The sequence below is a fragment of the Pseudomonas sp. S2_A05 genome (assembly GCF_054668485.1).
Map to the genome: position 1 here is coordinate 4,572,478 of NZ_CP162775.1, position 18,829 is coordinate 4,591,306.

The 18,829-nt window shown below is 56.5% G+C and carries 14 protein-coding genes; 5 read left to right on the plus strand and 9 right to left on the minus strand.

What is annotated here, in order from left to right; all coding sequences use genetic code 11:
* Positions 1-164 precede the first annotated feature (164 nt).
* From AB4O12_RS20915 to AB4O12_RS20925, 3 genes are all read left to right on the plus strand, one after another.
* Entirely contained in the window at positions 165-1,094 is a 930-nt protein-coding gene (locus AB4O12_RS20915) for a hydrogen peroxide-inducible genes activator (RefSeq protein ID WP_024014805.1), read from the plus strand.
* A 9-nt stretch (positions 1,095-1,103) separates the two neighbouring features.
* Entirely contained in the window at positions 1,104-3,179 is a 2,076-nt protein-coding gene (gene recG / locus AB4O12_RS20920; protein ID WP_041476627.1) for an ATP-dependent DNA helicase RecG, read from the plus strand.
* Between the two features lie 79 nt (positions 3,180-3,258).
* Positions 3,259-4,659: an aminoacyl-tRNA deacylase and HDOD domain-containing protein gene (locus AB4O12_RS20925; protein WP_460059659.1), complete on the plus strand. Its 1,401-nt coding sequence runs from the start codon at positions 3,259-3,261 to the stop codon at positions 4,657-4,659.
* Positions 4,660-4,747: 88 nt separating this feature from the next.
* On the opposite strand, the gene AB4O12_RS20930 is transcribed toward AB4O12_RS20925, so the two are convergent.
* On the minus strand, positions 4,748-7,312 hold the full coding sequence (locus AB4O12_RS20930) for a hypothetical protein (protein ID WP_460059660.1): 2,565 nt from the start codon (positions 7,310-7,312) through the stop codon (positions 4,748-4,750).
* A 188-nt stretch (positions 7,313-7,500) separates the two neighbouring features.
* On the minus strand, positions 7,501-7,884 hold the full coding sequence (locus AB4O12_RS20935) for a helicase (protein ID WP_460059661.1): 384 nt from the start codon (positions 7,882-7,884) through the stop codon (positions 7,501-7,503).
* 434 nt (positions 7,885-8,318) lie between these two features.
* On the opposite strand from AB4O12_RS20935, the gene AB4O12_RS20940 reads away from it, so the two are divergent.
* The gene (locus AB4O12_RS20940; protein WP_460059662.1) at positions 8,319-8,681 is read left to right on the plus strand and encodes a DUF6124 family protein; all 363 of its coding nucleotides are present in this window, start codon (positions 8,319-8,321) and stop codon (positions 8,679-8,681) included.
* Between the two features lie 504 nt (positions 8,682-9,185).
* Here the strand turns inward: AB4O12_RS20940 and AB4O12_RS20945 are convergent.
* The 3 genes from AB4O12_RS20945 to AB4O12_RS20955 all read right to left on the minus strand — a co-directional run bounded on the left by AB4O12_RS20945 (position 9,186) and on the right by AB4O12_RS20955 (position 11,737).
* Positions 9,186-9,773, minus strand: a complete 588-nt coding sequence (locus AB4O12_RS20945; RefSeq protein WP_237143798.1) for a lysozyme inhibitor LprI family protein — start codon at positions 9,771-9,773, stop codon at positions 9,186-9,188.
* 4 nt (positions 9,774-9,777) lie between these two features.
* Positions 9,778-10,233, minus strand: a complete 456-nt coding sequence (locus tag AB4O12_RS20950) for a cell division protein (RefSeq protein ID WP_460059663.1) — start codon at positions 10,231-10,233, stop codon at positions 9,778-9,780.
* 139 nt (positions 10,234-10,372) lie between these two features.
* A complete protein-coding gene (locus AB4O12_RS20955; protein WP_460059664.1) occupies positions 10,373-11,737 on the minus strand; it encodes a lysozyme inhibitor LprI family protein in 1,365 nt (454 codons plus the stop codon).
* Positions 11,738-11,748: 11 nt separating this feature from the next.
* Here AB4O12_RS20955 and AB4O12_RS20960 point away from each other — a divergent pair, with 11 nt between their 5' ends.
* Positions 11,749-12,021: a hypothetical protein gene (locus AB4O12_RS20960; protein ID WP_252877118.1), complete on the plus strand. Its 273-nt coding sequence runs from the start codon at positions 11,749-11,751 to the stop codon at positions 12,019-12,021.
* A gap of 173 nt (positions 12,022-12,194) precedes the next feature.
* Here AB4O12_RS20960 and AB4O12_RS20965 read toward each other — a convergent pair whose 3' ends face one another.
* The 4 genes from AB4O12_RS20965 to AB4O12_RS20980 are packed head-to-tail and all read right to left on the minus strand — an operon-like array spanning position 12,195 to position 18,807.
* Entirely contained in the window at positions 12,195-12,704 is a 510-nt protein-coding gene (locus AB4O12_RS20965) for a hypothetical protein (RefSeq protein WP_252877119.1), read from the minus strand.
* Positions 12,694-15,729, minus strand: a complete 3,036-nt coding sequence (locus tag AB4O12_RS20970; protein WP_460059665.1) for a hypothetical protein — start codon at positions 15,727-15,729, stop codon at positions 12,694-12,696. The genes AB4O12_RS20965 and AB4O12_RS20970 overlap by 11 nt, the downstream gene beginning before the upstream one ends.
* Before the next feature lie 16 nt (positions 15,730-15,745).
* Positions 15,746-16,765 carry a tetratricopeptide repeat protein gene (locus AB4O12_RS20975; RefSeq protein ID WP_460059666.1) on the minus strand — a complete coding sequence of 340 codons (1,020 nt, stop codon included), beginning with the start codon at positions 16,763-16,765 and terminating at the stop codon, positions 15,746-15,748.
* A 5-nt stretch (positions 16,766-16,770) separates the two neighbouring features.
* Positions 16,771-18,807 carry a type VI secretion system Vgr family protein gene (locus AB4O12_RS20980; RefSeq protein WP_460059667.1) on the minus strand — a complete coding sequence of 679 codons (2,037 nt, stop codon included), beginning with the start codon at positions 18,805-18,807 and terminating at the stop codon, positions 16,771-16,773.
* Positions 18,808-18,829 lie beyond the last annotated feature (22 nt).

Sequence of the window (18,829 nt, forward strand, 5' to 3'; positions counted from 1 at the left end):
CGCCAGCCGAGAGAACCAAGCCAAGAGGCACCGAAAGGTGCCTTTTGCATATCTGCCAGCGGCAAACCGACCTCGACCGGTGTCGCACTCAGCCCGCAGTCTGATAACGTGCGTCTATCGATTGCAGCCGGTATGCTTGGCGCGCATCTTCATGGACGCTTGCTATGACCCTCACAGAATTACGTTACATCGTTACCCTCGCCCAAGAGCAGCACTTCGGCCATGCCGCCGAGCGTTGCCACGTCAGTCAGCCGACGCTGTCGGTGGGCGTGAAAAAACTTGAAGACGAACTCGGTGTGCTGATTTTCGAGCGCAGCAAAAGCGCCGTGCGCCTGACCCCGGTCGGCGAAGGCATCGTCGCCCAGGCGCAGAAAGTCCTCGAACAAGCCCAAGGCATCCGCGAACTGGCCCAAGCCGGCAAGAACCAGCTGACCGCACCGCTGAAAGTCGGCGCCATCTACACCGTCGGCCCGTACCTGTTCCCGCATCTGATTCCACAACTGCACCGGGTCGCCCCGCAGATGCCGTTGTACATCGAAGAAAACTTTACCCACGTGCTGCGCGACAAACTGCGCAACGGCGAGCTCGACGCGATCATCATCGCCCTGCCGTTCAATGAAGCCGACGTGCTGACCCTGCCGCTTTACGACGAGCCGTTCTACGTGCTCATGCCGGCCCAGCATCCGTGGACCAAGAAAGAATCCATCGACGCCGGCCTGCTCAACGACAAGAGCCTGCTGCTGCTCGGTGAAGGTCACTGTTTCCGCGATCAGGTGCTCGAAGCCTGCCCGACCCTGACCAAGGGCAACGACGGCGCCAAGCACACCACGGTAGAATCCAGCTCGCTGGAAACCATTCGCCACATGGTCGCGTCCGGCCTGGGCATCTCGATCCTGCCGCTGTCGGCGGTGGACAGCCATCACTACGCCCCCGGCGTGATCGAAGTGCGCCCACTGACCGCGCCGGTGCCGTTCCGCACCGTGGCGATCGCCTGGCGCGCCAGCTTCCCACGGCCGAAAGCCATCGAGATCCTCGCCGACTCCATTCGCCTGTGCTCGGTGGCCAAGCCAGCGGCGCCGGTCACGGCCGGTTAAGCGAGCGTCATGACGGAGCTGTCGCAAGTGTCGGTGACGGCACTCAAGGGTGTCGGCGAAGCCATGGCCGAGAAACTGGCCAAGGTCGGCCTCGAGAATCTGCAGGACGTGCTCTTCCACTTGCCGCTGCGTTATCAGGATCGCACCCGCGTGGTGCCGATCGGCGCATTGCGACCGGGGCAGGACGCCGTGGTCGAAGGCACCGTCAGCGGTGCCGACGTGGTCATGGGTCGCCGCCGCAGTCTGGTCGTGCGCTTGCAGGACGGCACCGGCGGGCTGAGCCTGCGCTTCTACCATTTCAGCAACGCGCAGAAGGAAGGGCTCAAGCGTGGCACGCGGGTTCGCTGCTACGGCGAAGCCCGGCCCGGCGCCTCAGGCCTGGAAATCTACCACCCCGAATACCGCGCCATCACCGGCGACGAACCGCCGCCAGTGGATGAAACCCTGACCCCGGTCTACCCGCTCACCGAAGGGCTGACCCAGCAGCGCCTGCGCCAGTTGTGCATGCAGACCTTGACGCTGCTCAAGCCGAGCACCCTGCCGGACTGGCTGCCGACCGAACTGGCCCGCGACTACCAACTGGCGCCGCTGGCCGACGCGATCCGTTACCTGCACAACCCGCCCGCCGATGCCGACGTCGATGAACTCGCCCTTGGCCATCACTGGGCGCAGCATCGCCTGGCTTTCGAAGAACTGCTCACGCATCAACTGTCGCAACAGCGTCTGCGCGAAAGCATGCGTTCACTGCGCGCGCCGGCGATGCCGAAAGCCACAAAGCTGCCACCGAAATATCTGAAAAACCTCGGCTTCAACCCCACCGGTGCTCAGCAGCGAGTCGGCAACGAAATCGCCTACGACCTCAGCCAGCACGAACCGATGTTGCGCCTGATTCAGGGTGACGTTGGCGCGGGGAAGACCGTGGTTGCCGCCCTCGCCGCACTGCAAGCGCTGGAGGCCGGTTACCAGGTTGCATTGATGGCGCCGACCGAGATCCTCGCCGAACAACACTTCATCACCTTCAAGCGCTGGCTCGAACCGCTTGGCATTGAAGTCGCCTGGCTGGCCGGCAAGCTCAAAGGCAAAAACCGCGTCGCCGCGCTGGAGCAGATCGCCAGCGGCACACCAATGGTGGTCGGCACCCACGCGCTGTTCCAGGACGAAGTGCAGTTCAAGAACCTCGCACTGGTGATCATCGACGAACAGCACCGCTTCGGCGTGCAACAGCGTCTGGCGCTGCGGCAGAAAGGCGTTGGCGGGCGCATGTGCCCGCACCAACTGATCATGACCGCCACACCGATTCCACGGACGCTGGCGATGAGCGCCTACGCCGACCTCGACACCTCGATCCTCGATGAATTGCCGCCCGGGCGTACCCCGGTCAACACCGTGCTGGTCACCGACACCCGCCGCGTCGAAGTCATCGAACGGGTGCGCAGCGCCTGTGCCGAAGGTCGTCAGGCCTATTGGGTGTGTACGCTGATTGAAGAATCGGAAGAGCTGACCTGTCAGGCCGCCGAAACCACGTTCGAAGACCTCACTGCCGCCCTCGGCGAATTGAAAGTCGGGCTGATTCACGGCCGCATGAAACCGGTCGAAAAAGCTGCGGTGATGGCCGAGTTCAAGGCCGGCAACCTGCAACTGCTGGTGGCGACCACGGTGATCGAAGTCGGCGTCGACGTGCCCAACGCCAGCCTGATGATCATCGAAAACCCCGAGCGCCTCGGCCTCGCGCAGCTGCACCAGTTGCGCGGTCGCGTCGGCCGGGGCAGCGCCGCCAGCCATTGCGTACTGCTCTACCATCCGCCGCTGTCGCAGATCGGTCGCCAGCGCCTGGGCATCATGCGCGAGACCAACGACGGTTTCGTCATCGCCGAAAAGGACCTCGAACTGCGTGGCCCCGGGGAAATGCTCGGCACCCGCCAGACCGGCCTGCTGCAATTCAAGGTCGCCGACCTGATGCGCGACGCCGATTTATTGCCCGCCGTGCGCGATGCAGCCCAGGCTTTGCTGGAGCGCTGGCCGACCCACGTCAGCCCATTGCTTGACCGTTGGCTGCGGCATGGGCAGCAATACGGCCAAGTGTGAGCACCGTCGCAGTTTGTGCAGGATCGTTCCTACAGAGCTGGTTATACTCCTGCCATTGTTTCAAAAACGGATACAGACCATGACCGAAGCTGCTCTCGTCCCCGAATCTCCGCAAGCTCCGTCTGTTATTCGGCTGCTGCTCAACAAGCTGGGCGTTGCCTACGAAGAAGTGCTCGACCACCACGGCCTCAATGCCTCGCGCAAAGTGCAGGCCGTGTTGCTGGACGACGCCGTGGGCGCGTTGATGGTGCTGTTTCCACAGAGCCAGTTGCTGGATCTCAATCGCCTCGCCGAACTCACTGGTCGCCGACTCACAGCCGTGTCCACCGAACGCCTGGAAAAGATGCTCGGCAAACACAATCTGAGCCTGCTCCCAGGCCTGCCGGCGCTAACCAGTTCGCCGTGCCTCTACGAAGAAAGCCTGCTGCGCGAGCCGAAGCTGCTGATCAACTCCGGCGAGCCGGGCCTGCTGCTGGAAATCAGCAGCGAAGACTTCAAATCGATGCTGACCAAGGCCAGCGCCGCCAACTTCGGCGAATCCCTGAGCAGCATCCGCCCGAACCTCGACCGCCCGGACGATGACCGCGAGGAAATCACCCAGGCCGTGCAGGCGTTCACCGCGCGGCGCATTCAGCAGCGTCTGGAAGCGACCATCGAGATTCCGCCGCTGGCCGAAACCGCGCAAAAAATCATCAAGCTGCGCGTTGACCCCAATGCCACCATCGACGACATCACCGGCGTGGTTGAAACCGACCCGGCGCTGGCCGCGCAAGTGGTGAGCTGGGCGGCGTCGCCGTACTACGCCTCGCCGGGCAAGATTCGTTCGGTGGAAGACGCGATCGTCCGCGTGCTGGGCTTCGATCTGGTGATCAACCTCGCGCTGGGCCTGGCCCTCGGCAAGACCCTGAGCCTGCCCAAAGACCACCCGCAACACACCACGCCGTACTGGCAGCAGTCGATCTACACCGCCGCCGTCATCGAAGGCCTGACCCGCGCCATGCCGCGCGCCCAGCGCCCGGAAGCCGGCCTGACGTATCTGGCCGGTCTGCTGCATAACTTCGGTTACCTGCTGCTGGCCCACGTGTTCCCGCCGCACTTCTCGCTGATCTGCCGCCACCTGGAGGTCAACCCGCACCTGTGCCACAGCTACATCGAGCAACACCTGCTCGGTATCAGCCGTGAACAGATCGGCTCGTGGCTGATGCGCTACTGGGACATGCCGGATGAACTGGCCACCGCCCTGCGCTTCCAGCACGACCCAAGCTACGACGGCGCCTACGCCGAATACCCGAACCTCGTCTGCCTGGCCGTACGCCTGCTACGCAGCCGCGGGATTGGCTCCGGGCCGGATGAAGATATTCCGGATGCCCTGCTTGAACGCGTCGGCCTGAGCCGTGACAAAGCCAACGATGTCGTCAGCAAAGTGCTTGAGGCTGAAGTGCTGCTGCGTGAACTGGCTTCGCAGTTCAGCCAGGCCTGAAAAGCTTCGCAGGCAAGCCCGCTCCCACAAGATCGATGCGATCTTCAGGAGCGGGTGCGTTGCGGCCAACTGTTGATTATTGGCGTAATCAACCGCGGTACCGAATCACCCAGCCCTGCGGATTCGGGAAGCTTCCAATGAAATACCCTCCCACTACAATTCGGCCGTCCCCCAGTACCGTCATGTCATGAAGAGCCTCCAGGACCCCGGCCTCGTCGAAGATGCTGAACCCTGTGCCGTTGAATGACAGGTCCGGTGTTCCGTCCGCCAAAAACTTCGCCGTGATCGCACTCGGATCATCGTCGGTGACTCCGATTCCGGTGTCGCCGCTGACGACGATTGAACCGTCAGGTCGCGCTACACAGCGCAACCATCTCAAACCTTGCGGGACGAAGTCGGATAACAACGGTTTACCATTATTGAATACGAGATTGTAGGAACCTTTGGATGTGAGTACCGCAATCACTCCACGCATGCCACCGTCCCTTACGGCAGCCCCTGCAAGAACAATCTTGCTATCCACAATTGAAACGGCGGACAGGTGGATCTCATCCTCACCTGAGAGGGTCACGACTCCGTTACCGCTCTCGCCGAATGACCTGTCGATCTTGCCGTTAGCGTCGAATCGAATGACGTAAGCGCCCGAAGATGGCCCGCTATAGCTGCCACCAACCACCACAGCGCCGTCAGGTTGATGCGCGACCAGCTGCGCAGAACTGTGTTGGTGTGCAATGCCAGCGAGCTCGACAAGCGCGAAACCCGTGCCATTGAACGTGGTGTCGTCGGAGCCATCCGCATTGAGCCGCATGACGATGCCGCTCACACGGCCAGCGTCGTCTTCGACGGAGCCGACCAGCAGGATTTTCTCGTCTTGCCGCAAGACATTGTCGCCATGACCCGCGCTCCCCATCTGCGCATAAGGAATGTAACGCACACCCTGGTCAGCAAAGTTGTGATCCAGCCGTCCATCTTTGTCTTGTTTCACGACAACCAGCCCGGCAGAAACATCAGGCCCATTGTTCTGGTACTCGGCACGAACGAGCCAACCGCCATCCGGGAACGGCGTCAACTCGAGCATCGAGTGCATATACAAACCGTCCTTGAGTGAAATCTCGACGAATCCGGTCTTTTCTTCACCAAAACCGAGGTCCAGTTGGCCGTCCTCCAGAAGCCGGGCGATCAGCGTTTCCAGGCCATCCTTGCGTCGACGAACAGCCACCAGCAACTTGTTGTCCGGCAGAGCCAATACCGCTCTTACGTCAAACTCAGACAATCCTCCAAGCGGAAATCTGACAATGCCGTTTTCGCCAAAAGACGGATCAAAATTCAGCGTGCCACTCGTCAGGTTTGCGCTTAGATAGCGAGTGATCCAGCCATCCACCCGGGAAGGGTCAGAAAGGCTGGTGTGGGTCATGGACACCACTATCCGACCGTCCTCCATGATTGCCAGATCATGAGGAAACACTGGCCCCGCTACGTTATCGAAGAGCGTATAGCCAATACCGTTGAAGGCCGTGTCCAGCTTGCCGTCTGCGAGAAAGCGCGCGGTAATTACCGCGGAATCACCGGCTCCAACGACAATGATCGAGCCGTCGAGCTGTGATGTATGCCGCCACGTCAATCCGTCTGGCAGTAACGGGGAAAACAGAGGCTGGCCATCATTGAATACAAGATTGGATGCTCCGCTGGCGTTCAGCACAACCACCAACCCGCCATGGACGTTCTTTTGCCAGGCGTCACCCACCGCAACGATCCTGCCATCACTTTCGCGCACCGAAACAGCGTTCAAAGAGCTCTCGCCATCCTCGTCGAAAATCAGCTTCGCCTGGCCGTTGTTGAAATCCTTATCCAGCTTCCCCGCTACGTCCAAACGTGCCAGAAAAACTCCGGAGGCTGTCTCACCACTCTGAAAAACGCCGCAAACCAATACTTTGCCATCGGCTTGAACAGCGATAGCGCCAGCGGTGCTCGAGGTGGCACCGACATCCACCAAGACGTACCCCGCGCCGTCAAATGATGGATCGAGCGAGCCGTTTGCCAAAAGACGCATCACGACGGGCGATGGCCATGGCTCATCGATCAGCAGGAAATGGAGCAGGACGATTTTGCCATCGGCCTGCTGAACTGCAGAGACGGTAGAGGCATTTGTAGCGGGGGACTTTTGGCTTGACTTCGCCCCTGCCGACGACGCAAGCGTGGAGCCCGGGATCTTGTAGAAAGAAAATAAACTCACGCCTTTATCGCCGAACGAATCGTCCAGCTCACCGTCGCCTTTCAAGCGGATCATTGCTTGGCCGGCATCGACGGCCTTCTGTGTGAAGTATTGAACGCGCACCAGCCAGCCGCCGTCCCGCAACGCATCGAGCCCAAACACGGTGCTGATGCTAGCGCCGTTCAAAGATATCTCGACGAAACCCGTCTCATGACTTCCGAAGGACTTGTCGAGCGTACCGTCTTCGTTCAATCGGGCGATGGCCAGCAGCGCGTCACTTCCTTCCAGAGGAAGAGCGACCAGCAACTTCCCGTCGGGAAGGGCCAAAACGGCCGCAGCCTCATGGCTCGCAATGCCCGGTATCGGTAATTTCAATAAACCATTCAGGGCAAAAGAGGGATCGGGGGTACCTGGCGTGGTCAAGTCCTGAGCCTGAGTCATGTTCTTGCTCCATCAAGTGCGTGGCGTCCTTTACGGGACTGGAGCTTGAGTAGAGCATCGCGAAGATGAGCAAAGCACCTGACAGAAATGACAGTTCGACCGTCTTTACAGGCCTGAATAAAGACTTTGCGAGCCAAAGAACGCACGATTCTTCATTGTGCTTCGCTTGAAGCCAACCCAAAAAAATCTCAAGCCTTGGCCTTTGCCTTCCTCGGCTTCAAATACTTCATCAACCCCTGAAACCACATCACCAGCGCCGGGTTGCCCTTGAGCTGGATCGACTTTTCCTGAATCCCCTGCATAAACGCCAACTGCTTGTTCTTCGCCTGCATCGTGGCAAAGCCATAACCCGCGTCTTTAAACGCAATCGCAAACGCCGGCTCCGGCACCACGCCAGACTTGCTGGTGATGCGCTGATCCTTGACCACGAAATGCCGCGCCACTTTCCCGTCCAGCGTCTGCAGCTGAAACACCAGATCCTTGTCACCCAACTGCTGCTGGAACGCAGGATTTGTCCGGCTGGCCTTACCCATCAACAAACCCATCATCCACAGGAGAAAACGAAATTTCATGCGCACAGCCTCAAAAGGAAAATGAACGGCCGGGGCAGTGTAAGGGATTCGGACGATAACGCCAGTATCTCACGCTGTTGGAAGAGGATGCTGACCATTTCCCGCACGATGACTGCCAAGTCACGATTCAGCGCTCGCCCACTGATCGTTCCCCCGCTCCGCGTGGGAATGCATCCCGAGACGCTCCGCGTCTCACCACTCACCTTTCCTACACCTGTTGAAACACATCCCTGTAGGAGCCGGCGAAGCCTGCGATCTTTTGATCTTCCGGCCCGCGAATCCATGGGAAATTTCCTGCAAAGTGCGGGGCTGTCCATGAACTAGGCGAGCTTGAAGATCACCGATAGGCTTCCTGCGTCATCGGGTATTCGGTGACCGGATGTGCAAGTCCGAATTCGGGAGCAATTTCTTCTTACTCCAAGGGATTTACACCGATGACCAATTCAACTACCAGCACCGAGGACACCTCCCCCTACGAATCCTTCGATTCAAGAAAACTACATGAAGCCGCCGAACGCGCCCTCGATCACCACTTCGGCAAATCTGACCTCTCTCAGGCCCCACGCCCTGAAGGCCTGTTCAGCCTGAACCCGGACATCGATGCCGAAGCCCTCCTGGCCAACGCCTCGGAAGATCTGCTGTCCATCAGCATCATCGCTGCGGACCTTGCGGACGACATAGATGGCTCACGCCGCTCGGTTGCATTGGCATTGAGTAGGATGGCGGACGGGGTCAGATTGATGGTGGAAGGGACGCTTGATCACATTGAAGTGCGAAGCGTGGCGGCCAAGCCGTAGCGAGATTGGTGAATGAAAAAAAAGGGGACGTTAAGTCCCCTTTTTGAATATTCCCTGCTTCACCACTGGCAACCTGTTTCAGGTTTCGCATTCACGTTGTAATCGTTTTCAAACGAATACTTCTTTGCAGACTTGTAATTCGTATACGTCATCGCATCAACCCGGCCACCCTGAGTGACCATCTGATACTCACCTGTCAGTGCGCCATCAACTACTTCAACCCAAGTTGTCGTGTACTGGTAGGGCCGGCCATACACGAGTTCTTCTTGTTCAGTACTGCGATGAACCAGCCCGATTGCCTTTTTCGACTTGCTGTACTTGACGCCAGCACCGCTCCATTTGGCGACAGAGTCGTAATAGGTTCGGAATTCAAAATTTATGGGTTTGCCTTCTTAGGAGCGAAAGCAAAAAACCCCGGTCGTGACCTCGCTATGAGCCGCCAGAGGAACGAAAACGAGCATCGCGGAAAACAATGCAGACGAAAATTTCAAACCAAACATTCCTTTAGCGGTTCATGGGTAATTGAAAGCGCATCCTCACCACGCAGTAGGCGACGTCTTCACGCAACAGACGGCTAGCCATCTGGCAGTGCCCTTCTGCGTACTTCTTCCAAAGCGGATCATCGAATTGATCCCCTCCCAGCCGCTCGATTGAGGCCGCTAAATTTCTCTCACGATCCTTCCCTGCAATCGCGGATGCCGCTTTGTAAAAACCATCCAGCAGTAAACCCGTCTGTAGAGCGATCAACTCTCCCAGCCGAGCATTGGTCGTCTGCACCAGACACCCAAGCCTCTCGATTGGCGCCTCAGCACCCGGCAACGCAGCTTGGTAAAGCTCTTCGCAAAACGACTCTTTGAAGCGCACCCAGTTCTTTTGCACATCTCTCAGGTGGCTTTGCTCCGCAGGAGCCAGAGTCGACAGCGCTTTTTTGTATTGCTCGTTCAAGACACCATCGACTTTCTTGAAGGTTTGCTGGCCGCAGGTGATCAAGTCCGGGTTGGACAAACTGTCTGGGTTGCACGCTTCTCCAGCAAACAATGCGGATGAAGCAGCAGAGAGCAAGCAACCGAGAAGAATCGAAAATACTTTCACGCTGTTACTCCTTCCTTTGACGGTCATGTCTGTACAGCCAAAACAGCGGCGGCAACAACACCAACAGAGCTAAACCATCCAGCCACACGTGCGACCAGACCTGCTGTTGCGCCGAGAGCCACATGTCCTGCGGCGCCCATAACAGGATGCCGGCGATCAACCAGCCCCAGATGGCCGGAGCTTTCAAGCGATTGCCCAAGTGCACCAGCGCGAACATGTACAGCGAATAACTTTGCAACGTCGCGCCGAACAGCGCGAGCCACCAGACTTGTTGTTCGTGGCCGGCGGTGGGAACCGCATCGGCACCCCAGAACGACAGTTCGAGGACTTGCAGGTAGCCATCGAGCAAGCCGGAGTCACCGGCCCAGGTCAGGGTAAGACCGGCGAGGATGTGCGTGATCGCAGCGGCATATAGCCAAAGCACCAACGCTGGGCGAAGCGAGGAAGAAGAGGCTGGCATTCCGTGTCCTGAGCGCGTTCCTTGGGGGTGGGGAGTTTAAAGGAAAATCGGGGGAGTCAGATGCTCAAGCGTTAAACGTTTTAGCCTGAGGGATTCAGGCAAAACTTGTGCAAAACCGCCTCAAACAGGCCCTCGAAATTCAAATGCAGTGGCTGGATTTGATGGGCGCCGTGGCTGACGATCCCAATCGCCCCACGTTGAAGAAGCCCAGCTGATCACCTTTGTCAGCCGCCATTTGATAACAGGCTAACGCTCGAGACATATCCTTCGTTCCCCACTCGCCTGCTTCAAAGGTAGAAGCCAGATAATTCATCGCGTCTGTGGAGCCCATGGTAATCGCTCGAATAACCTGCTCTTCTGCCTGCTTGGGATGAAGGCAAGGGCCGTTATAGTCGGTGGAGTTTCCCGAACAAAGAAACGTCGCATAGCCCAGCGCACCCTTTGGTATTTTCGAAGCCGCTTTGAACAAAGCCTCAACCTTAGGGGTTTCCAACTGAGATGCCATTTGCGAAAGACTCAGGCTCGCCGCCGACAGGCTCGCCTGTGCATCGCCCGACTCTGCAGCACACACAAAATTTTCCAGCGACGCTTCAATCAGCTCCGCAGTCAGCCCGTATTGCTCAAGAGACCCCAGCCCACCCAACGCTTCTGCACGCTGATAACAAAAGTTTTCGGCGCGGCTCATTCCCGGGTTATCCGTTGCGACAAGATCCTTCTCGCTGACCGACCAATCCTCAATCCCCTCAAGCACCCAGCACGCCTGACGAGAGAAGTTGAAGATTTTCACATTGCTGTTACCTGCCCTCTTATCCACCACATTGACGTGACTGTCATCGACCTCTTCGATTTCGACTCCAAGTGTCTTGCCGGGCGTGATTGCAGCCATCAGCGGATAGTTGAAAGTAGCTCCACTGACTCCCGAGGTCGAAGGCTCAAAGGTACTACGTTCCTTTCCCGCCACCGGTTTCAACACCAGCGACTTGACCGTCATCGCCGTGAGACGGCGTTGTGATTCGCTGTTGGCGGAAAACGCAGTCAGGAAAGGCGCGAACTCCTCCGAGGGGCAAGCGTCGCTGGTCGGTGCCGTCGAAGCGCTCTTATCGGATGCAAGCGCAGGGACAATCTTGTCCAGATACGCCGAGCGCTCGCGACTCATTCTGGCGATGCACAAGTTAACCGCGAACACATGCGCCGGCATCCCAGTCTCGATCTCGAATGCCTCCAAAGGGCAGTTAGCATCGCGCAATTTCAACCACGCACGTTGCGACTCTTTAACCTTCGCCGCGTACTCCGCACCCAACGCCGGATCTGCTCGATAGTCAGACTCAAGCCGCGACATCAACTGCTTGTAGCTGACGTTCAACTGCGCATCGGCAGCCTTCTTCGCCGCCTCCGAACAGGGCACCATTTCCAGGCTTGAGGTGACATGGCTGCAGTCATCCTGCGCATAGGCCGCTGAAACCGGCAGTAGCACGGCCAGCAGGGTAAAAACAAAACGTTTCACGGGGTTCTTCCTTGAGTCATTCAGGCTTTGCGTTTGGTGAGTCGGGTGATGCATTGATCTGGTCCGTTCATGCCCCAGTAAGTGCTGAGCAACGTCTTACGTTTTTTGTCGACGCGCAGGTTAACGAAGCCATCGCCGCAGTCCGGCTGCAACTCTTCAAACGTGCCGGATTTGGGGCTGATTTCGTGTCGACACCGTTGACGGGACTCAATGTGGTGGTTTCAGCTAACGCCGGCATCGTCCAAGTCAGACCGATTAGTGATGCCGCTAAAGGGTTGAACTGAATTTACCCGCCCTACTCCCACCTGCGCCCGGAATCCCAGGAGTGCAAACGGGTCGTTGCAACATCAGGGATAGTCGATGGCGACAACGCAGGAAATGAACACGCTGGAGAAAGGGGAGGTGCGGACTTAGCCAGAGGCACATCCGTCACCTTTCCCCTTGGAATAAACCAAATTTACTGATCGACAAGTTCGATCAGAGTGAGCTTCTTGCCATCGAACTCGTAGAAGCGCTGCCGGTTACCCTCCTCGAGATCGTTACCCTCTACATCCACTTCCGGATCGGCCGCTACACCCATAATTTCGAGCAATTTGCTGTCTGGCTTGTAGACGGCCGCGTAGGGTGCGGTACCGTCATTTCCGATGATGTAATAAGCATTAGGAAAGGACGTAACAACCTCCCCCGTTTTCACGTCAAGAATTTCGCCACAGATAGACCCGCCGCCACAGCCGTTTGCGTAAACAACATAATGGCCCGCAAAATTTACGGGTTGCTTGATGGCTTTCTTGCGCCCCTCAGCCCAGCTTTTATTTTCATCACTGGCAACAGCGTCGTGATGTTGGCCCTTAAAAATTTCGTCGACTTTATAGTTTTCGAACCGCGGCACATCGGCCTTGGCAAAACACGAGAAGAGAAAAAGCGCGCCCAACCAAAACAAGCGGGACGCTGATAACTTACTTGCCATTGTTTTTTGACTCCTCGAGAACACGAACCATGTCAGCCGGCAAAATGTGAGCGGTATTGAGACCGTCGCCCGCATAATACGACTGTCCCTCAAAGCTTGCGACCCTCGCGAGCATCACCGGTTTGCCGTCTTTCATTTCGATGTTTCCGTGCTCATCTTTCTTCGGCACCGGGCTAATGGTCTTGCCCTTTCTTACACCTGCCGAGGCGAATTCCAAGGCCCAGGCATAGGCAGCTTTTTCGACGTCGCCATCGCCTTCCAGATACTGGATGAATGCCTTGCGCTTAACTTTTATCAAGTATTCCTCAAAAATCTTATCCTGAGTCTCTTCGTCAAATTTAAGCGTGGAAGCAAGTTCGAGCTTTTTCACAGCACCATTTATCGTGTCAGGAACCATTTGATAGCGACCCGCCGCAAAAATATCCCGGTCCTTCTGTTTCTGCTGTAGTTCAGCGATGGTCAACGTAGTCAAATCAGTTTTATAAAACGCTTTCAGTCCACCCTTGGTCCTGTTGTAAGCAGTGTAATCATTATTCGACTCAACGCTCGCGAGCAAATTGGCAAACGCACTGTGCGCCCAACCTTTTCCAGGCACGGCAAACTTCATGAAATTATTGACGAACGCAATCGGGTGAAAATGATAGACCTGTTTCGGAAGAGGCATCTGTAACGCACCCGCCAGCTCATCCCAAAAAACAAGCTTGTCAATCCGCTCTTTTTCATGTTCCAGTAACTTTGGCGACTCAGCGAGCAATTGATCAAGACGACTCCACTTGGGCTCGGAAGACTTCGCCTGCCACTCGGTGGGGTGGTAAGCAATCAACTTTGTCCATTTATCCCGGAACTCCACATTCTTCAATGCCGAGTTCAAGTCCGCGGAGGTAACTTCACCATCTTTGTCACCCAAAGCGTCGAGTTTCGCATGGAGCTCCTTGAAAAAAGGCGGCATCGAGTCCGGATCAAGAAAACCATCTGAATTCTCATCGCCCTCTTTGACAACTGCATATCCCAACTTTGCCCAATCATGTTGAGATATCAACTGAGCACCTGCAGACGTAAAGGTAACATCTGCCTTTTTGATCAGGCCCGTCAGCTTTTTATCTTTCTCTGTAACGGTCGGCTCATACCACTCAACCCCTTTTGAGTCTTTGAACACAGAGACCGATCCCATAGGAACTATATGTTTGGACTCAAGGGTCGCAGGCTGTCCCGTGGTCGCCTTACTGGCAAGTACCGTGCCCGCCGGCAGATTCAGGTAACTCATGCCAATTTTCAGGGCAGCTTCATTCTGCAAGAATTTATCGAGGCCGGTATCACTGGTGAATATCTCAATATGAGCGTGATATTTGCTAGAGATTGAACCCTCAACTTTCCCGAGGTTCTCCTGCAAGCCTAAAAACCCTATTGGATGGCCTGCTTTTATCGCTGCTTCGCAAGCAATTACCTTATCGAATTCGGCAGGTGTGACTTCGGCCCACGTGACCATCCGACCGTTACCGATATCTTCGACGCTCGCCCAGAATGTTGACGGAACCGTTCCTGCGCCTCTCAAACCGCCAGACAGGCAGGTGCACTCAGCCATCCGAACCAGAGAACTTCCAACCTTCAGATTAAATACTTTGGTGCCGTCGAATTTAATTTCACTGTTCAAACAAAGGGCCATTTCTCCCAGCGGTTCACCAGCACTTTCACCGTTAGCAACAGCTTTGGGCGCTGCGAACAACGGCAATCCGTTCGGGGCGCTGACACGAGCCTTAACCAGCCCCTTCCAATAGCCTGGCCGGGTTCGTTCCGGCGGTAATATTGCGCTCCAGATCGCGGTGTCTTTTTTATTCTTGACTGCCACACCATCTTTCTTATAAGCAAACCAGGATTCTTCCCCTAATTTCCTGTTAGGCACCTTGCCACTTAACAACTTACCTCGGGCGTAAGTGATACCGTTGCTGGCAAGCTTTTCTTCTAGAACTTCAAAGACAGAGCCCGCAGAAATCAGCCCATACTTCACGCATTCCGGACCTTCCTCAGAATCACTGCGGGCAGTAAAATCTCCCACCGTGAACTTTATCTTCGGCTTACCCAACTCCTCCTCTGTAGGCAAGTAGCCTTTATAGGGCATCAAGTGCATATAAAGACTGAAAAATACCAGCTTATTTTGTTTCCCTTTGTTCGGGCCTTCTTCCGGGTTAGCGGGCGACTTGTAGTCATGCCGAACCAGGCAGAAAGAATTAGAGTATTTAAGCTTGGCCGGTTTATCTCCAGCGTACTCCGACTGTAAATAATCTTCGTTGAGGCGATAGGCTACAACCACACCATCCGCCATGCATCGTACGGGCTCGTCTTTCACACAGTAGGATGCACTGGCATTGCTAATATGAATGCCACCGTGCCAAAAGTTATAGCTACCCAAAAGGTATTGACCTGAGGTCTCATTTTCGATGGCGGCATACAGTTCATTGGCACTGTCGAACTGTTTCCCATCAGCCTTTCTTATGGGGAATTGAAAGTTTAGAACAGGCTCCGGTCCAGCAGGCGTTGGTGCAGGAGCGGGGGCAGGGGCCGGTTGTTCCGCTGCGCCGGTTCTATACTCTTCTTTAGCCCTGAGAAATTTTGTAGGAATGGGCCAGTAGAAGGCCGGATCTTTAGTGCCAAAGTAAGTAAATGACGGCCCTTTCCTCGTCTGCGCGCCGAAGAACTTGCCTGCAGTACCGGTAGGATTAACGTCAACAACAATACCGGTATGAAATAACTTATCTCCACCACCCAGCGGATCTTCATTAATCCAAAGAGCGATATCGCCTTTCTTGACGTCGGGTGGCACCACGGTTGTGTAGTAAGTGGAGTCCACCATTACACGTGTGTCTTGATACGGGATTTTATAGCCAGCCCCCGTTAGCAACAAATTAACCATGTGCGAGCAGTCGATTAACTTATTACCGGCCGCATTTGTTTTTATGCCATCGCCGCCCATCTTGTACACGTAGCCACGGTTTTCGTAATTACCCGTTAAATCTAATGGTTCTGTCATTTCTGCATCCTGCAAATCAATAGCAATGGCTGGATTCTGTGGCGTCAGCGGTTTGCGATTTCAATCTGGTTAAATTACTCAGGGCGGTGGCATTTCCTTTACTGGCGGCCAAGCGATAGCAATCCAGTGCTCTGGAGGCATCCTTGGTTACCAATCTACCGGTCTCGAATGTATCACCCAGTTTATTTTGAGCATCGGAAGAGCCCATCGATGCGGCGCGAATCAATTCCCTTTCTGCTTCTTCAGGATGCTGACAAGGGCCCTCGGGGTCTGTGTCATTGCCATAACAATAGAATGTGGACAATGCAGAAGCTCCGCTTGCCAGAGTAGTAGCGGCGGCCTTGAACAGGGCTTCGACCTTCTCTGTTTCCAATTGCGATGCCATTCCGGAAAGGCTCAGACTGGCAGCACTGAGACTTGCCTGAGGATCGCCGGAAGCTGCTGCACACAGGTAGTTTTCCAATGCTGCTTCAAAGAGTTCTCCCGTCAGGGAGTATTTGTCCAGGCCACCAAGGCGTCCGTAAGTTCGCGCACGCTGATAGCAAAAGTTCTCGGCGGTACTCAGGGTCGGCGTGGTCCCTTCAACAAGGTCTTTATCATTGATCGACCAGTTCTCGACGCCCTCGAGTACCCAGCATGCCTGACGAGAAAAATTGAAAATCTTGATGTTGCTGTTACCCGCTCGCTTGTCCACAACGTTGACGTGACTGTCGTCGATTATTTCGACTTCAACCCCGTCTGTCTTGTCTGTGGCTAAAGGTGCCATCAGCGGAAACGCCAATGTGGAGCTGTTGATCTCCGCCGTTTGCGGCTCAAGAGTCCGCCCCTCTCCTTCGGGTTTCAACACCAGCGACTTCACCGTCATCGCAGTCCACCGCTGCTGAGTTTCGGCATTCGCAGAAAACGCCGGCAGAAACTGGGAAAAGTCCTCGGACGGACATTCATCCGCATAAGCGCTGCCATGAAACAGGCTCAACAGCGACGCGGTGAAAACCGCTATCGCGATGCCATTGCTCTTCTTCAAAACACGATTCATGTCGATCACTCGGAAAACACAAAAAAAGCCTTCGGTTTAACTTTCTCAGTCGGTGCATTCAACAACGCCTGATCCATCAAACTCCCCGCCTTATCCTTATCCGCCGCACCCGGCAGCACCGGCGGTTTAATCCCGATGCCAGTACCCGACCCAGCCGAGCCCCCGGCATTGATCTTGATCACCGGCCCAACCACCGTCACCCCACCGCCATCAAGCTTGATAAAACTCCCACCCCCAAGAATGGTCAGCTCCGTCCCCGCCTCGATAACAATCTTGTCCCCAGCCTTGAGGTGTATCTCTTTCCCCACGCTGGTCAGTTGCGCCGTGCCCAGCTTCACATGCTGGTTCTGCCCAACCGTCAAATGATCATCCAGCTTCGCTTCAACCTTACGGTCAGAGATCGTGGTGCGGTGTTCTTCTGCCTTCAGCTCGGTGTAAGTGTTCTTCACCACCGTGTCGTGGCGTTCATTGCCGACCCGAATCTTCTGGTCATGCTCAACGTTCTCATCCCAGTCACGCTGCGCATGAATGTAGATCTGCTCCGCACCTTTCTTGTCTTCAATACGCAGTTCGTTGTAGCCACCGCCACCCGGTGAGCTAAGCGTTTTGAACACGCTGCGCGTCTTGTTCGCCGGCAGTGCGTACGGCACCGGGTTTTCCTTGTGGTACAGGCAGCCGGTCACCAGCGGTTGGTCGGGGTCGCCTTCGAGGAAGGTGACGAGGACTTCCATGCCGATGCGCGGGATGCTGATGGCGCCATAGCGGTCGCCGGCCCAGGAGCTGGAGACGCGTAGCCAGCAGCTGGTTTTGTCGTCGGCCTGGCCTTCGCGGTCCCAGTGGAATTGCACTTTGATGCGGCCGTATTGGTCGCAGTGGATTTCTTCGCCTTTTGGGCCGGTGACCATGGCGGTCTGGCTGCCGAGTACGCGCGGTTTCGGGTGTTCGAGGGCCGGGCGGTAGAACACGTCCCACGGGGTGGCGAGGAAGGTGTTGCGGTAGCCCTGGTGGAAGTCGTCCTTGTTGTCGGTGGTGTCGCTGGTTACGCCTTCTTCGAGGACTTGCGGCTGCTTGCCTTCGTGGAAGATTTCGGTGAGCAGCCACAGGTCGTTCCACTCGCTGCGCGGGTGGTCGGACATTTCCATGAAGTGGCCGCTGACCAGTTTGGTCTGGTCGCCGCGACCTTCGGCCTGGCGGTAGTCGGCGCGGTGGCGTTCGAGGGCGCGCTGGCTGAGGAACTTGCCACGGGCGCGGTCGATGAAGCGGCCCGGGTAGTCGTAGTCTTCGAGATCTGGCTCAGTGCTTTCGCCATCGGGTCTGTAGGCCGCTTCCATTTGCAGGCGCGGTTTTTCGAAGTCGTAGTCGCGGCGTGTGGTGCGGCTGGTGCGGGTTTCCAGGCGCAGCTTGAAGCCTTTGATCACCGGTTCTTCGGCGACCATGCCGCTGCCCTGCACGTACGCGGTCGGCTGGCCGAGATCGGGGAACACGGTCTGGTCGTCGCCGAACACCAGCAGGTGGCCTTTGTCGCTGTGCTGGAAGTGGTAGTGAATCCCTTCCTCTTCGCACAGGCGCTGGACGAAATGCAGGTCGGTTTCGTCGTACTGCACGCAGTAGTCGCGATCCGGGCACGGCTGGCTGAGCTGGAAGCTGTAGGCGTTGCTCTTGATGCCGTGCTCTTCAAGGATCAGCGCGATGATTTTCGGCGCCGACATCTGCTGGTAGATGCGCTGGTTGGTGCGGTGATGCAGGTATTGCAGTTGCGGCACGATCGAGACTTTGTAGCGGGTCAGGCGCTTGCCGGCATCGCCCTGGGCGACGCGGTAGATCTGCCCGTGAATGCCCGAGCCCTGTGGATCGAATGCCAGAAACGCCTGCTTGTGCAGCAGTTGTTCGAGGTCCAGATCGGGGTTTTCGCTGACCAGTTCGAGGTCGAAGCGATACGCCTGGCTGATGCCTTCGGTGCCGGTGAACGACAGCACTTGCAGGTCGCCGACGTAGTCTTCGACCTTGAGGCTGAAGTGGGTTTCGTTAGCTGAGTTGAACATCGTGTGCTCCCTGTTCGAATGT

Coding starts and splice junctions, on each gene's coding strand:
- AB4O12_RS20915 (WP_024014805.1), top strand. CDS start 165: ATGACCCTCACAGAATTACGTTACATCGTTACCCTCGCCCAAGAGCAG.
- recG (WP_041476627.1), top strand. CDS start 1,104: ATGACGGAGCTGTCGCAAGTGTCGGTGACGGCACTCAAGGGTGTCGGC.
- AB4O12_RS20925 (WP_460059659.1), top strand. CDS start 3,259: ATGACCGAAGCTGCTCTCGTCCCCGAATCTCCGCAAGCTCCGTCTGTT.
- AB4O12_RS20930 (WP_460059660.1), bottom strand. CDS start 7,312: ATGACTCAGGCTCAGGACTTGACCACGCCAGGTACCCCCGATCCCTCT.
- AB4O12_RS20935 (WP_460059661.1), bottom strand. CDS start 7,884: ATGAAATTTCGTTTTCTCCTGTGGATGATGGGTTTGTTGATGGGTAAG.
- AB4O12_RS20940 (WP_460059662.1), top strand. CDS start 8,319: ATGACCAATTCAACTACCAGCACCGAGGACACCTCCCCCTACGAATCC.
- AB4O12_RS20950 (WP_460059663.1), bottom strand. CDS start 10,233: ATGCCAGCCTCTTCTTCCTCGCTTCGCCCAGCGTTGGTGCTTTGGCTA.
- AB4O12_RS20965 (WP_252877119.1), bottom strand. CDS start 12,704: ATGGCAAGTAAGTTATCAGCGTCCCGCTTGTTTTGGTTGGGCGCGCTT.
- AB4O12_RS20970 (WP_460059665.1), bottom strand. CDS start 15,729: ATGACAGAACCATTAGATTTAACGGGTAATTACGAAAACCGTGGCTAC.
- AB4O12_RS20975 (WP_460059666.1), bottom strand. CDS start 16,765: ATGAATCGTGTTTTGAAGAAGAGCAATGGCATCGCGATAGCGGTTTTC.
- AB4O12_RS20980 (WP_460059667.1), bottom strand. CDS start 18,807: ATGTTCAACTCAGCTAACGAAACCCACTTCAGCCTCAAGGTCGAAGAC.